Annotated in this window: 13 protein-coding genes; 2 read left to right on the forward strand and 11 right to left on the reverse strand. The window is 66.5% G+C overall.

What is annotated here, in order from left to right; all coding sequences use genetic code 11:
• Nucleotides 1-83 precede the first annotated feature (83 nt).
• Together pyrE and RT688_RS08525 are read right to left on the reverse strand one after the other, a co-directional pair.
• Nucleotides 84-746, reverse strand: a complete 663-nt coding sequence (gene pyrE, locus RT688_RS08520) for an orotate phosphoribosyltransferase (RefSeq protein ID WP_313704417.1) — start codon at nucleotides 744-746, stop codon at nucleotides 84-86.
• Nucleotides 747-817: 71 nt separating this feature from the next.
• Nucleotides 818-3,328, reverse strand: coding sequence for an ATP-binding protein (locus RT688_RS08525; RefSeq protein WP_313704418.1), 2,511 nt, complete (start codon nucleotides 3,326-3,328; stop codon nucleotides 818-820).
• A gap of 181 nt (nucleotides 3,329-3,509) precedes the next feature.
• Here RT688_RS08525 and RT688_RS08530 point away from each other — a divergent pair, with 181 nt between their 5' ends.
• Complete coding sequence (locus RT688_RS08530) at nucleotides 3,510-4,280, forward strand: exodeoxyribonuclease III (protein WP_313704419.1); 771 nt, start codon at nucleotides 3,510-3,512, stop codon at nucleotides 4,278-4,280.
• 145 nt (nucleotides 4,281-4,425) lie between these two features.
• On the opposite strand, the gene RT688_RS08535 is transcribed toward RT688_RS08530, so the two are convergent.
• From RT688_RS08535 to gshB, 8 genes are all read right to left on the reverse strand, one after another.
• On the reverse strand, nucleotides 4,426-5,349 hold the full coding sequence (locus RT688_RS08535; protein WP_313704420.1) for a pseudouridine synthase: 924 nt from the start codon (nucleotides 5,347-5,349) through the stop codon (nucleotides 4,426-4,428).
• Between the two features lie 2 nt (nucleotides 5,350-5,351).
• The gene (locus tag RT688_RS08540) at nucleotides 5,352-6,233 is read right to left on the reverse strand and encodes a M48 family metallopeptidase (protein ID WP_313704421.1); all 882 of its coding nucleotides are present in this window, start codon (nucleotides 6,231-6,233) and stop codon (nucleotides 5,352-5,354) included.
• Between the two features lie 291 nt (nucleotides 6,234-6,524).
• Nucleotides 6,525-7,139, reverse strand: a complete 615-nt coding sequence (metW, locus tag RT688_RS08545; protein ID WP_313704422.1) for a methionine biosynthesis protein MetW — start codon at nucleotides 7,137-7,139, stop codon at nucleotides 6,525-6,527.
• Nucleotides 7,136-8,272: a homoserine O-acetyltransferase gene (locus tag RT688_RS08550; RefSeq protein ID WP_409521895.1), complete on the reverse strand. Its 1,137-nt coding sequence runs from the start codon at nucleotides 8,270-8,272 to the stop codon at nucleotides 7,136-7,138. Before RT688_RS08550 ends, metW begins: the two co-directional genes overlap by 4 nt.
• 88 nt (nucleotides 8,273-8,360) lie before the next feature.
• A complete protein-coding gene (gene ptsP, locus RT688_RS08555) occupies nucleotides 8,361-10,130 on the reverse strand; it encodes a phosphoenolpyruvate--protein phosphotransferase (RefSeq protein ID WP_313704450.1) in 1,770 nt (589 codons plus the stop codon).
• Nucleotides 10,131-10,165: 35 nt separating this feature from the next.
• Nucleotides 10,166-10,435 carry an HPr family phosphocarrier protein gene (locus RT688_RS08560; RefSeq protein WP_313704425.1) on the reverse strand — a complete coding sequence of 90 codons (270 nt, stop codon included), beginning with the start codon at nucleotides 10,433-10,435 and terminating at the stop codon, nucleotides 10,166-10,168.
• A gap of 91 nt (nucleotides 10,436-10,526) precedes the next feature.
• Nucleotides 10,527-10,931: a PTS fructose transporter subunit IIA gene (locus tag RT688_RS08565; protein ID WP_313704426.1), complete on the reverse strand. Its 405-nt coding sequence runs from the start codon at nucleotides 10,929-10,931 to the stop codon at nucleotides 10,527-10,529.
• A 31-nt stretch (nucleotides 10,932-10,962) separates the two neighbouring features.
• A complete protein-coding gene (gene gshB, locus RT688_RS08570) occupies nucleotides 10,963-11,910 on the reverse strand; it encodes a glutathione synthase (RefSeq protein ID WP_313704427.1) in 948 nt (315 codons plus the stop codon).
• Nucleotides 11,911-12,089: 179 nt separating this feature from the next.
• On the opposite strand from gshB, the gene RT688_RS08575 reads away from it, so the two are divergent.
• On the forward strand, nucleotides 12,090-12,803 hold the full coding sequence (locus tag RT688_RS08575; RefSeq protein ID WP_313704429.1) for a class I SAM-dependent methyltransferase: 714 nt from the start codon (nucleotides 12,090-12,092) through the stop codon (nucleotides 12,801-12,803).
• A 216-nt stretch (nucleotides 12,804-13,019) separates the two neighbouring features.
• Here RT688_RS08575 and gshA read toward each other — a convergent pair whose 3' ends face one another.
• A complete protein-coding gene (gene gshA / locus RT688_RS08580; protein ID WP_312548848.1) occupies nucleotides 13,020-14,321 on the reverse strand; it encodes a glutamate--cysteine ligase in 1,302 nt (433 codons plus the stop codon).
• Nucleotides 14,322-14,375: the final 54 nt, after the last annotated feature.

Here is a 14,375-nt window from a genome sequence, read left to right on the forward strand (position 1 = left end):
GCCCACGCGTTCAAGCGGCGCCTGCAATACCGTTCCCTCGTTTCAACCGTGCGTCGAACGCGTGGGCGGGGACCCCGCCCACCCTACACGCCGTAACGCGTACGGTAGGCCGCCACCGCTTCCTTGTGCTGGCCCAGCTCGGCGCCCGCTCCCTCACCCGACAGGTAGGTGAACAGGTCGTCCAGGTTGGCGATCGAGATCACGGGAATACCGAATTCCTTGGCCACCTGCTGCACCGCCGAGCCTTCCGACAGCGCGTCGTCCTTGCCCGAGCGCTCCATGCGGTCGAGCGCGATCAGGACGGCGGCCGGCTCGGCGCCGGCGGCGCGGATCATGTCGACCGATTCGCGCACCGAGGTGCCGGCCGAGATCACGTCGTCGACGATGACGACCTTGCCGGCAAGCTTGGCGCCGACGATGGTGCCGCCTTCGCCGTGGTCCTTGGCTTCCTTGCGGTTGTAGGCGAACGAGGTGTTGCGGCCCTCGGCGGCAAGCGCTACCGCGGTCGCGCTGGCCAGGGTGATGCCCTTGTAGGCCGGGCCGAACAGCATGTCGAACTCGACGCCGGAGGCGAGCAGGGTCTGGGCGTAGAACTGCGCCAGGCGGCCGAGGGTGGCGCCGTCGTGGAACAGGCCGGCGTTGAAGAAGTAAGGCGAGAGGCGCCCGGCCTTGGTCGTGAATTGACCGAATCGTAAGACTTCGGTCTCGACCGAAAACGCAATAAACTCCTGGCGCAGATTGCTCACGCTGTTCTCCTGAAATTCGAAAACGGGTATTGTAATCCGCGCCGCCGCGCCTGCGCCGGCCGACCCTGCTTTTAGGGTAGCGCCAGCGCCAGGCGCGCGACCTGGTCCGGGCCGATCGGCTTGACCAGGTGCTGCTCGAAACCGGCTTCCTTGCTGCGCTGGCGGTCCGCCGCCTGGCCATAGCCGGACAGCGCGACCAGGCGGCACGGGTGCGTGCCCAGCAGCGCGCGCAGGCTGCGCGCCAGCTGGCAGCCGTCCATGCCCGGCAGGCCGATGTCGAGCACCGCGATGTCGGGCTGCACCCGCGTCACCGCGGACAAGGCCTGCAGCGGATCGTTGAACACCTCGACCTGGTGGCCATGCGCCTTCAACAGCAGGCCCAGGGTCTCGGCGGCATCGGCGTTGTCGTCGACCACCATGATGCGCCTGTGCGGCGCCGCCGGCGCCGGCGCGGCCGTCACGACCTCTGCCCCGCAGCCTGCGCCCGTGCTGCGCAGCGGCAGGCGGACCACGAACTGGCTGCCCTGCCCCGGTCCGGCGCTGCTCGCCTCGACCTTCCCGCCGTGCAGCTCGACGATGTTCTTCACCAGCGCCAGGCCGATGCCCAGGCCGCCCTCGCTGCGGTCGACGCTGCGTTTGCCCTGGAAGAACAGGCCGAACACCTGGGTCAGCATCTCCGGCGCCAGCCCGATGCCGTTGTCGCTCACGCCGATGCGCAGCCAGCCGGGGCCGTCGCGCCCGGCGCGCAGGGCTACCTCGCCGCCGGGCTCGGTGTAGCGCGCGGCATTCGTCAGCAGGTTCGACACCACCTGCGCCAGGCGCATCGGATCGCCCTCCCAGCGCAGGCCGGGCTCGACCTCGACCGACAGGCGGTGGCCACGCTGCTCCAAGAGCGGACTGGCCATCTCCACCGCCTTGGCCAGCGGCGCGCCGAGGTCGACCTGCTCGAACTTGAGTTCGACCTGGCCGCGCGTGGCGCGCGCCACGTCCAGCAGGTCGTCGACCAGGCGCACCAGGTGCTCGACCTGGCGCTCGATGATCTCGCGCTCGCGCAATGCGCCGCCCTCGCCGCGCATGCGCATCAGCTGCAGCGCGGTGACGATCGGCGACAGCGGGTTGCGCAGCTCGTGGCCGAGCATGGCGAGGAATTCGTCCTTGGTGCGGTTGGCGGCGGTGAGTTCTTCCAGCAGCTGCTCGCGCTCGGCATGGGCGCGCTCCAGGCTGCGGCGGCTGCGCACCTGTTCGGTGACGTCGATCGCAACCAGGATCACGCCCTGCTCCTCGCCCGGCGTGTCGGCCAGGGGCTCGAGGCTGAACTTCAGGAAGCGCTCCTCGAGGCCGCCGCCGGGGCGCGCCAGTTCGACGCGCAGTTCCTCGACCGAGACCGGCGCCCCGTTGCGGTAGACCTGCTCCAGCAGGCGCATCATCTCGCTGCCCCGCCACTCGGGGAAGGCCGCGGCGAAGGCCTGGGTCTCGAGCGCATCGCGCCCGACCAGCTCGCAATAGCGGCGGTTGGCAAGGCGGAAGCGCAGCTCCGGGCCCATCAGCAAGGCAGCCGCGACCGGTGCGTTGAGCAGCATGCGGTCGCGCTGGGCCAGCGCGGCGTCGCGCTGGTGGCGCTCGGTGGCGTCGCGCGTGAAGCAGCGCGTGTAGCGCAGTTGGCCGTCGTCGAAATAGCCGTTCGAATGGATCACCACGTGGCGGATCGAGCCGTCCTTGCAGCGCAGGCGCGCCGGCTGGTCGTACAAGGTCTCGCCCGAGGACAGCTTGACCAGGATGCTGTCGATGACCGGGGCGTCGACGTGGAAGTCGGCGATGTGGCGGCCCACATATTCTTCCCAGGTATAGCCCAGCATCTGCAGCTCGGCGCGGTTGGCCCACAGGATGGTGCCGTCGCCGGCGACCCGGTGCAGGCCTTCGGCGGCGTTCTCGACGAAGTCGGCGAATTCCTTTTCGCGCCGGCGCAGGGTCTGCTCGGCCGCCTTGCGGCGCGCGATCTCGGCTTCGAGCTGGGAAGTGCGCTGGTCGTGCTCGCCGCGCACGGACACGGCGCCCTCCTGCCGCGGCCCCGGCTTGTGCGCAAAGGCGGCCGGCGCGCCGCTCTCGGCCAGGGCTTGCGTGGGACAGGCATGGAACAGCGAGAAGCGCAATTCGTCGCCGAGCGCATCCCAGAGCTGTTCGAGGCGCACGCCGGCCTCGTACTGGCCGCGCGCGCACAGCAGCGCCACCATCTCGGCGAAGACATGCACCGCGCCGCCGCCGGCACAGGCGGCCGCCAGGGGGGCGCCGACGCTGTCGCGGAAGCGCTGCGGATCGGGCTGGCCGTCGACCATGAAGGCGTCCAGGGTGTCCTCGGCGTCGAGGACGAGCAGGCGCCCCGGGAACCAGCAGGCGCCGCCGGTCGAGCTGCCGAAGCCGGCCAGGCGGCGGCGCAGCTGCGTCACGTGCGGCGGGGTGGCGATCACGACCCCGGTGCCGCCGGCGCGCAATGCGACGTCGATGAAATCGGCCGCTTCGTCGAGCAGGACGGCGTCGGTGTCGAAGAACCGGATGGACGGCGCGGCCGCGTGTGCGGCAGGCACCGGCATGTCGGATGCCGGCGCAACTGTCGAGAGAGGGTGAAGCGTCTTGTTACTTCGCATGCACAGCAGTTTAACAGATTGCCTCCCTGCATTTCCGCACCCGGAAAAACGCGCTACACTAGCGACCCGCATGCCGTTGCGGCCGCGTCCCATTGCGCCGCCATTCTTTATTTTTCTACCAATGCCACGAATCATTTCCGCGAACCTGAACGGGATCCGTTCCGCCCACAAGAAGGGCTTTTTCAACTGGCTGGCCAAGCAGGACGCCGACTACATCTGCGTGCAGGAACTGAAGTGCCAGGAAGCCGACATGACCGAGGAGCTGCTGGGGCCGCATGGCTACCACGGCCACTTCCACTACGCGGAAAAGAAGGGCTATTCGGGCACCGGCGTGTATAGCCGCACCGCCCCGGACAACAAGCGCATCGGCTTCGGCTGCACGGAATTCGACGCCGAAGGCCGCTACACCCGCTGCGACTTCGGCAACCTGACCGTGATCTCGCTGTACGCCCCGTCGGGTTCCTCCTCCCCGGAGCGCCAGCTGGCCAAGTTCCGTTTCATGGAAGTGTTCCTGCCCCACCTCGAGCAACTGAAGGCGGAAGGACGCGAGGTCGTGATCTGCGGCGACTGGAACATCGCGCACAAGGAAATCGACCTGAAGAACTGGAAGAGCAACCAGAAGAACTCGGGCTTCCTGCCGGAAGAACGCGCCTGGATGACGCGCATCTTCGACGAGGTCGGCCTGGTGGACGTGCACCGCGTGGTGGCGCCGGAAGCCGCCGACTACACCTGGTGGAGCAACCGCGGCCAGGCCTGGGCCAACAACGTCGGTTGGCGCATCGACTACCACGTCGCAACGCCTGGCATCGCCGCCACGGCGCATGCGGTGTCGGTCTACAAGGACGAGCGCTTCTCGGATCACGCGCCGTTGATCATCGATTACAGGCTGTGATGCATGTGGGTGCTTCCGGCAAGATCATCCCGCACGAAGCAGTCACCGCAAACGATCACCGCGTGGGCACAGGGGCGCCCACCCTACGTATCAAGCGTATCGGTCTTCGATAATGTAGGGTGGGCGCCCCGTGCCCACCGATCACCTACGCCGGCCAGTCGAGCGTGCGTTCGCTGTGGAAGCTGCGCTGCTCGCCCGTGAGCGGATCCTCGAAACTGATCGAGCGCGCCAGCAACTGCAGCGGTGCGCTGAAATCGTCGCCCTTGCAGGGCAGCGCCACCGGATAGAAGGCGTCGTTCAGGATCGGCGCCCCTAGCGACGCCAGGTGCAGGCGCAGCTGGTGCTTGCGCCCGGTGTGCGGATGCAGGCGGTAGCGCACCACGTCGCCGCGGCGCTCGATCATCTCCACCACGGTTTCCGAATTCGGCTCGCCCGGCACCTCTTCGCTGACGAAGAACTGCGCCGCGTCCTGCATGCGGCTGCGGTAGGTGAAGGGGAACTCCCGCCCTTCGATCGGGCCCGCCAGGGCCTCGTACACCTTCTTCACCACGCGCTTCTGGAACATCGACTGGTACTTGCCGCGCGTCTCGATGTTGTGCGAGAAGATCACCACGCCGGCGGTCTCGCGGTCCAGGCGGTGGATCGGCACCAGGTGCGGCAGTTCGAGCTGGGCCTTCAGGCGCACCAGCAAGGTCTCGTGCAGGAAGCGCCCGGTCGGGATCATTGGTAAAAAATGCGGCTTGTCGACGATTAGCAGGTGTTCGTCCTGGAACAGGATGCGTTCCCTGAATGGAATCGGGGTCTCGGCTTGATCCAGCTCGCGGTAGTACCAGATGCGCATGCCCTTGCGGACATGGCTGTCCGCTTGCAGCGGCTTGCCCACGGCGTCGACCACTTCGCCGCGCTGCAGGCGCGCGGCCCAGGAGTCGCGCGAGACGTCGGGAAAACGCTCGGCCAGGAAGCGCAGCATGCCGCCGGCCAGCGTCTCGGTCAGCCACAGGTAGCTGGGCGCGACGCCGTTGCGGACCGGCAGGGGGACGTAGGCGTTGGCTTCTGCCTGGCGACCCATTCTTACTTCAGCGCGACGTTGGTGCGGTAGGGCGGCAGCTTGTTCACGGTCGTGCCTTTCGCGCGCGCGTACAGCGGCAGCAGCACGTTCATGTGCCGTTCCATGTCGCCGATGCGGGTCTCGCCGCCCGGGTGGGTCGACATGAACTCGGGCGGCGCCGCCTTGTTCAGCGCGCCCATCTTGCGCCACAGGGCGACGCCGGCGCGCGGATCGTAGCCGGCGCGGGCGGCGATGTCGAGGCCCACCAGGTCGGCCTCGCGCTCCTCGTCGCGCGAGAATTTCAGGACGACGCCCTGCCCCACCAGGCCGGTGACGGTATTGGTGATGTTCGGATCGATGCCGAAGATGGCGGCGCCCAGCGCCCCGGCCCCGCGCGCGACCATCGAGGTGATGCCCGACTTGGCGGTACGCTCGCGGCCGTGTTCGCGCAGCGCGTGCGCGATCTCGTGGCCCATGATGGCGGCCATCTCGTCGTCGGTCAGTTTCAGCTGGTCGATGATGCCGGTGAAGAAGCCGATGCGGCCGCCCGGCATGCAGAAGGCGTTGACCTGGGGCGCGTCGAACAGGTTGACTTCCCACTGCCAGTTCTTGGCCGACTGGTTCCAGCGCGGCGTGTGCGGGATGATGCGCTGGGCCACGCCGCGCAGGCGCTGTACCTGCGGCGAGCTGGCGGGCACCAGCGCGCCCTTCTGCTGCGCTTCCGACAGCATTTCCCGGTACTGCTGGGCAGCGGCTTCGTTCATCTGTTCTTCCGGAACGAGCACGCGTACCCGCGACAGCGGCTTGACGGCGATACCGTCCTGGACCACCTGGTCCTGGGCGTAGGCGGTGCCGATGCTGGCAAGCATCGTCAGGCTGAGAGCGAGGTGTTTTAGTTTCTTCATGGTATCGATGAGCGTGCTGTTTTTGATAACAACATCGTCGCAGAAATACGTGGATGGGGTACGCACGATAAACGGCGCCATCATGGCGCAAGCTGAGATCACATGCAACTACCCGTAGGGTGGGCGCGGCCGGCGTAGGCACTCTGTGCCCACGCGGAAGCCGGCAAGTGGTGGCTGCGTTTCGACGTTATCGGTCGATCAGGGCACACTGTAACAAAATGCGGGCTACGCGACTCCGACATGCCAACGCGACGCACACATCCGCGTGGGCACGGGGCGCCCACCCTACGATTACGCGGGCTTCGCCTTCTTGCGCAACCTGAACACCGCCAGGCTGCCGCGCAGGTTCGGCAAGAAGCTGACCGGCTTGCCCTCGGCCAGGGCCACGTAGTCCAGCACTTCCAGCCCGCACTCCTCGGCCAGTTCCTTGAAGTCGACGATCGTGGCGTAGCGCACGTTCGGCGTATCGAACCACTGGTAAGGCAGGGTGCGCGAGACCGGCATGCGGCCCTTCAGCAGCGCCACGCGGTGCGGCCAGTAGGCGAAGTTCGGGAAGGAGACGATCGCCTCGGTGCCGACGCGCACGATGTCGCGCAGGCGCGCCTCGACGTGCAGCATCATCTGCAGCGAGGACAGGCACAGCACCGTGTCGAAGGAATTCTCGCCGAACAGGTCCAGGCCCTGCTCCATGTCGTGCTGGATCACGCTGATGCCGCGCCGGGTGCTCTCGAGCACCTTGTCGTCGGCGATCTCGACGCCGTAGCCGGTGCACTTCTTGCCGGTTTCCAGGTAGCGCAGCATGGCGCCGTCGCCGCAGCCGACGTCGAGCACGTGGGCGCGCTCGGGCACCCAGTCGGCGATGAAGGCCAGGTCGGGGCGCAGCGTGTTCAGGTTGTCGAATTTCATGCCGCCTCCCGGCTCGTCGTTTGTTCCCAGATGCGGTCGTAGTAGGCCCGCACCACGCCCATGTAGCGCGCGTCTTCCAGCAGGAAGGCGTCGTGCCCGTGCGGCGCGTCGATCTCGGCATAGGTCACCTTGCGCCGGTTCGAGATCAAGGCTTCGACGATCTCGCGGCTGCGCTCCGGCGAGAAGCGCCAGTCGGTGGTGAAGGACGCGACCAGGAACTGGGCGCGGGTCGACGCCAGGGCTTTCGTCAGGTCGCCGCCGTGCTCGCGCGCCGGATCGAAGTAGTCGAGGGCCTTGGTGATCAGGAGGTAGGTATTCGCGTCGAAGTATTCCGAGAACTTGTCGCCCTGGTAGCGCAGGTAGGACTCGATCTCGAAGTCGATGCCGAAGTCGAATTTGTAGTCGTTGCGGCCCGCGCTAGGGGTCTCGGCGGCGTTGCGCAATTTACGGCCGAATTTTTCGGCCATGTCGTCGTTCGACAGGTAGGTGATGTGGCCGACCATGCGCGCGACCTTGAGGCCGTTCTTCGGCACCACGCCGTGTTCGTAGAAGTCGCCGCCGCGGTAGTCCGGGTCGGTCAGGATGGCCTGGCGCGCGACGTCGTTGAAGGCGATGTTCTGGGCCGACAGTTTCGGCGTGGAGGCGATCACGATGCAGTGGCGCAGGCGCTCGGGGAACATGATGCTCCAGGAAAGCGCCTGCATGCCGCCGAGCGAGCCGCCCATCACGGCAGCAAAACAGTCGATGCCGAGGCGGTCGGCCAGCCGCGCCTGCGCCGCCACCCAATCCTCGACCGTCAGCAGCGGAAACGCCGCGCCATAGGGCTTGCCGGTGGCGGGGTTGGTGTGCATCGGGCCGGTCGAGCCGAAGCAGGAACCGAGGTTGTTGACGCCGATGACGAAGAAGCGGTCGGTGTCGACCGGCTTGCCCGGCCCGACCATGTTGTCCCACCAGCCGGCGCTCTTTGGCTGGTCGGCATAGGTGCCGGCCACGTGGTGCGAGGCGTTCAGGGCGTGGCAGATCAGCACCGCGTTCGAGCGGTCGGCATTCAAGGTGCCGTAGGTTTCATACATGAGCGTGTAGTCGCCGAGGCTGGCGCCGCTTTGCAGGCGCAGCGGTTCGGCGAAATGCATCGCTTGCGGTGAGACGATTCCAATGGATCCCATGAGACTTTCTTTGACTTTACTTGCGAGAGCGGCGGCTGCGGAGGCCGCCCTTGGATTACATGAGCTGCAGCTGTTCGACCGCGTCCTGGATCTCGCCCGGTTCCATCGAGCGCATGATGCGGCGCATTCGGGGAGCGATCTGCGCCAGGTCGGCGCCGAGGATTTCCTGCTTCACCGCCAGCAGCTGGGCCGGGTGCATCGAGAATTCGCGCAGGCCCATGCCCAGCAACAGGCGCGTCAGCTTGATGTCGCCCGCCATCTCGCCGCAGACGGCGACGTCGATGCCGGCCTTCTGCCCGGCCGCGATGGTCATGCCGATCAGTTGCAGCACCGCCGGGTGCAGCGGGTTGTACAGGTGCGCGACCTCGTAGTCGACGCGGTCGATGGCCAGCGTGTACTGGATCAGGTCGTTGGTGCCGATCGACAGGAAATTCATGCGCTTGACGAACATCGGCAGCGCCAGCGCGGCCGCCGGGATCTCGATCATGGCGCCGACCTCGATCGCCGGGTCGTACTTGATGTTCTGTTCGCGCAGCTGGAACTTGGCCTGCTCGATCATGTTCAGGGTCTGGTCGATCTCGAAGGCATGCGCCAGCATCGGGATCAGGATGCGCACCTTGCCGAAGCTTGATGCGCGCAGGATGGCGCGCAGCTGAGTCAGGAACAGCTGCGGCTCGGCCAGGCAGTAGCGGATCGCGCGCAGGCCCAACGCCGGGTTCAGGGCGGTGTGCTCGCTCGGGTCGAGCGGCTTGTCGGCGCCGACGTCGAGCGTGCGGATCGTCACCGGCCGGCCCTTCATCGCGACCACGGCCTTGCGGTACTGCTCGAACTGCTCGTCCTCGCTTGGGATGCGCAGGCCATGGGCGCCGCGGCCCATGAACAGGAATTCGGAACGGAACAGGCCGACGCCGGTCGCGCCGGCTTCCAGCGCATGCGGGCAGTCGTCGGGCAGCTCGATGTTGGCCAGCAGGCGGATCGCGGTGCCGTCCTTCGTCACCGCCGGCGTCTTCTTGAGCTTGAGCAGGCGCTTCCTGGCCTTGATCAGGGTGGCCTGGCGCGCACGGTACTGTTCCAGCACCAGCTGGCTCGGATTGCAGATCACCACGCCGGCGTCGCCGTCGATGATGACCCAGTCATCCTGCTCGATCAGGCGCGAGGCCTGGCTCATGCCGACCGCCGCCGGGATGTCGAGCGAGCGAGCGACGATGGCCGTGTGCGAGTTCTGGCCGCCGACGTCGGTGACGAAGCCGATGAAGGAACGCGGTGCGCCGCCGCGATCGCGGAAGGCCAGCATGTCGGCCGGCGAGATGTCGTGGGCGACCACGATCATCTGCGGGTGGTAGTCGTCGTCGCCGGCCAGCACCGGCGGCACCGACAGCGCGGTGCCCATCAGGACCTTCAGCACGCGCTCGGCGACCTGCTGGATGTCCTGCTTGCGCTCGCGCAGGTACTCGTCCTCGATCTCGTCGAACTGGGCCGAGAGCTCGTCGATCTGGGTCACCAGCGCCCACTCGGCGTTGTAGTGGCGCATGCGGATGATGTCGAGCGGCGCCTCCGAGATCATCGGATCGGACAGGATCAGGGCGTGGACGTCGATGAAGGCGCCCAGTTCGGTCGGGGCGTCCTTCGGCAGGTCGGTCCACAGCTCCTGCAGGTTGCGGTGCACCTCGGCGATCGCGTCCTGCAGGCGTTTCACTTCGGCTTCGACCTGCTCCTCGGGCACCAGGTAGTGCTTGACGTCCAGCGCCGCCGGCGTGAGCAGGTGCGCGCGGCCGATCGAAATGCCGCGCGAAACCGGAATGCCGTGGAGGGTGAACGAAGCCATCGAGGGTCCCGAGCGATAGCGGCCGGCGTCGGGCATTACTCGCCTTCGCCGAACTTGTCGTTGACCAGGGCGCTCAGCGCGCTGACCGCATCCTGTTCGTCGGCGCCGTCGGCCTCCAGGGTCACTTTCGCGCCCTTGCCGGCGGCCAGCATCATCACGCCCATGATCGACTTGGCGTTGATCCGGCGGCCATTGCGGGTGAGCCAGACGTCGCTCTTGTACTTGGCGGCGAGCTGGGTGAATTTGGCGGATGCGCGGGCGTGCAGGCCCAGTTTGTTGATGATCTCGAGCTCTTGTTGAATCATGTTGTCGTTGTCTTCTTCGTCTTCAGAACCGCGCTACGCCAAAAGGACGCACAGCGCCCTCGCTACTGCTTCGTGCTGCCACTTCCAATCATCAGGAACCGACGCGGATGCGGTTATCGACCCGCACCGCGCCGTTCTGGGCGCCGGCCAGCGCCATTTCCACCACCACGTCGAGCGTGTCGCGGCGATAGGTGATCGCGCGCAGCAGCATCGGCAGGCTGATCCCGGCGATCACCTCCACATGGCCGGCGTCGGCCAGCGAATTGCAGCAATTCGAGGGCGTGCCGCCCTTGATGTCGGTGATGACCAGCACGCCGTCGCCGTCGTCCAGGCGTGCGATCGCTTCCTTGGCCTTGCAGTTGACGTCGACCAGGTCCTGGTCGGCCGCCACGTCGATGGCCTCGAAGCGTTCGGTCGGTCCGCGAAACACATGCGCGACCGCCGCGATGAATGCCTGTCCCAATGGTGCGTGGGTCAGGAGCAATATCCCTACCATGATGTCGTATGTTCCTGATTTATTTGCCCGCTTATTTACCCACGACCTGCTGTTCGACCGCGTCGATGAACATCGCCGCCACGTCGAAACCGGTCTGGTCGGTGATCTCCTGGAAGCAGGTCGGGCTGGTGACGTTCACCTCGGTCAGGAAATCGCCGATCACATCTAATCCTACCAGCAACAGCCCACGCTCGGCCAGCATGGGGCCGATGGCTTCGGCGATCTGGCGGTCGCGCTCGGTGATCGGCTGGGCCACGCCGATGCCGCCGGCAGCCAGGTTGCCGCGCACTTCGGTGCCCTGTGGAATGCGCGCCAGCGCGAACGGCACCGGCTTGCCGCCGATGACAAGGATGCGCTTGTCGCCCTTGACGATGTCCGGAATGTAGCGCTGCACCATAATGGTGCGTTTTCCGTTGTCGGTGAGCGTTTCGATGATCGCGCCCAGGTTCATGGCGTCGTGCTTGACGCGGAAGATGCCGGTGCCGCCCATGCCGTCGAGCGGCTTGAAGATCACGTCGCCATGCTTGGCGTGGAAGGCGCGCAGGCGTTGCTCGGACGACGAGACCAGGGTCGGCGAAGTGAATTCGCTGAACTGGCCGATCGCCAGCTTTTCGTTGTGGTCGCGGATCGCCGACGGCTTGTTGAACACGCGCGCGCCCTGCTTTTCCGCCAATTCCAGCAGATAGGTGCCGTAGACGTATTCCATGTCGAACGGCGGGTCCTTGCGCTCGATGATCGCGTCGAAGCTCGACAGGCGGATGTCGTGCGCCTCGTCGGCGCGGTACCAGGGATCCTGCTCGCCGGTCAGGTGGATGCGCGCGACCTCGGCGGTGACGACGCCGTCTTCCAGCGCCATGTCGCGCTGCTGGAAGGCATGGACTTCGTGGCCGCGCCGCGCCGCCTCGCGCATCATGGCGAAGGTCGAGTCCTTGTAGATCTTGAAACCGGATAAGGGATCGGCGAGGAAAGCGATTTTCATGGGTGTGTCCATCGAAGGTAATGCCCACGATTTTAGCTGGAAACCCGAAACCGCGCGGCCGAGCGGCCCGGCCGGCATCTGCCGCGCAGGCGAACTGTTCAGATAAGCAAGGCACGGGGATCGCGCGCACGCCTGAGCGTGCGCAAATCCTTTTCGATTAGCTGCGCAAGGATGGCGGCATGGACGTTCAACTCGACCAGCAGGCCGAACAGGAACGCATCGCGCGCGCGTACCGCGGTTGGCACGGCAGCGCCGCGCTGGCGCGCCATGCCTGGCACCGGCCCGACGTCGTGCGCCAGCAAGCCATGCGGGCACGCGTGCTCTCGCGCATGCTGGTCTCCACCGTCGGCACCGATCTCACCCGTGTGCGCGTGGTGGACGTCGGCTGCGGCACCGGCGCCTTCCTGCGCCAGCTGATCGACTGGGGGGCCACGCCCGCCAACCTCACCGGCACCGAATTCCAGCAGGACCGGCTCGACATCGCCGCCACGCGCACCGCACCCGGCGTGGGCTGGCATTGCGGTGCGCTGTCGGCGCTACCAGCCGGCAACAGCGACCTGGTCGCCGCGCAAACCGTGTTCTCGTCCTACCTCGATCCCGGCATGCGCCAGCAGCTCGCGGCCGACATGTGGCGCCTGCTCAAGCCCGGCGGCTGGTGCATGGTGTTCGACTTCCGCTACAACAACCCGAAGAACCCGCACGTGCGGCGCGTCACCCGCGATGAGCTCGACGGCTTCTGGCCCGGCGAGCGCCAGCAATACCAGACCCTGCTGCTGGTCCCGCCCGTCGGCCGCGCCCTGGCCGGCCTGCCCGCCCTGGTGACCGAGATCCTGGCGAGCGTGGCGCCGCCGCTGCGCTCGCAGTTCATCTACATGTGCAGGAAAAAGACGTAGGGTGGGCACGCCGTGCCCACGCGTTACGTGCACATCCTTTTCACGTTGGCCGAACGTATCGCCTGCTAACCTCGCCTCTGCCCGATTTGCGTCCATCGCACATTTTGCGGGCGACACATCGCCGCATGGGACTAGCGGTCACGTGCGTAACGCGTGGGCACGGGGTGCCCACCCTACAGGTCCCATGAAAAAGGGACCGTCGAGGTCCCTTTCCGCTCAATACACTTCGGGATTCGGATCCGTGCGCTCCATCTCGAGCGAGGCCGCCAGCAGGCCCAGGCGCGCCACCACGCCGTAGACGTAGAAGCGGTTCGGCGCGGCGGTGCCGGGTTTTGCCTTCAGGTCCGGCACCGCGTGCTGCTGGGCAAAAGCCAGCGGCACGAACTGCGAGCCCGGGGCGTTCAGGTTCTGGTCGACGCCGCGCTCGGCGTGCACGCGGTAGAAGCCGCCCACCACGTAGCGGTCGATCATGTAGACCACCGGCTCGGCCACGGCGTCGTCGATGCTTTCAAACGTCGGCACGCCTTCCTGCACGATCAGGTCGGTCACGGCCACGCCGTCCTTGATCACGGACATCCTGGCACGCTGCTTGAGCGAGAGATCGCGCACTTCGCTGGCATCCTTGATGGTCGTCACGCCCATGCCGTAGGTGCCGGCGTCCGGTTTCACGATCACGAAGGGCTTCTGTTCCTTCATGCCGTATTCCTTGTACTTCTTCTTGATCTTCGATAGCAGCGAGGAAACGGCGTCGGCCAGCGCCTCGGTGCCCTGGTCGTGCTCGAGGTCGACTTCGCTGACTTTCGCGTGCAGCGGGTTGACCATCCACGGGTCGATGTCGATCAGCTTGCCGAACTTCTTGGCCACTTCGTCGAGCGCCTTCAGGTGGTTGCTCTTGCGGCGCAGCGCCCAGCCCGCATGCAGCGGCGGCAACAGCGACTGCTCGTGGACGTTTTCCAGGATCGAAGGAATACCCGCCGACAAATCATTGTTGAGCAGGATCGTGCAGGGATCGAAGTCGGCCAGGCCCAGGCGGCGCCCGTTGGCCGAACGCACCAGCGGCTCGACCACCAGCATGTTCCCGTCCGGCAGCGCCAGCGGCGTCGGCTGGGTCACTTCCGGCGACAGCGAGCCAAGGCGCACGTGCAGGCCGGTCTGGCGGAAGATCTGCATCAGGCGCGCGACGTTCTGCAGGTATTGCGGGTTGCGCGTATGGGTTTCCGGCACCAGCAGCAGGTTGCGCGCGTCCGGGCAATACTTGTCGATGGCCGCCATTGCCGCCTGCACGGTAAGGGGCAGCATTTCGGTGGCCAGGTGATGGAAGCCGCCCGGGAACAGGTTGGTGTCGACCGGCGCCAGCTTGTAGCCGGCATTGCGCAGGTCGACCGAGCAATAAAACGGCGGCGTATGCTCCTGCCATTCGAGGCGGAACCAGCGCTCGATGGCCGGCGTGGCATCGAGAATCTTCTTTTCCAGGTCGAGCAGCGGGCCGGTCAAGGCGGTGGCGAGGTGCGGAACCATGTGGGTGTCCTTAATTGGCTTCTTGGCAATGAGTGCCCTCATCTGGGGGCAATG

The organism is Massilia sp. (assembly GCF_032106685.1).
In the GTDB taxonomy this organism is placed as follows: Bacteria; Pseudomonadota; Gammaproteobacteria; order Burkholderiales; family Burkholderiaceae_D; genus Telluria.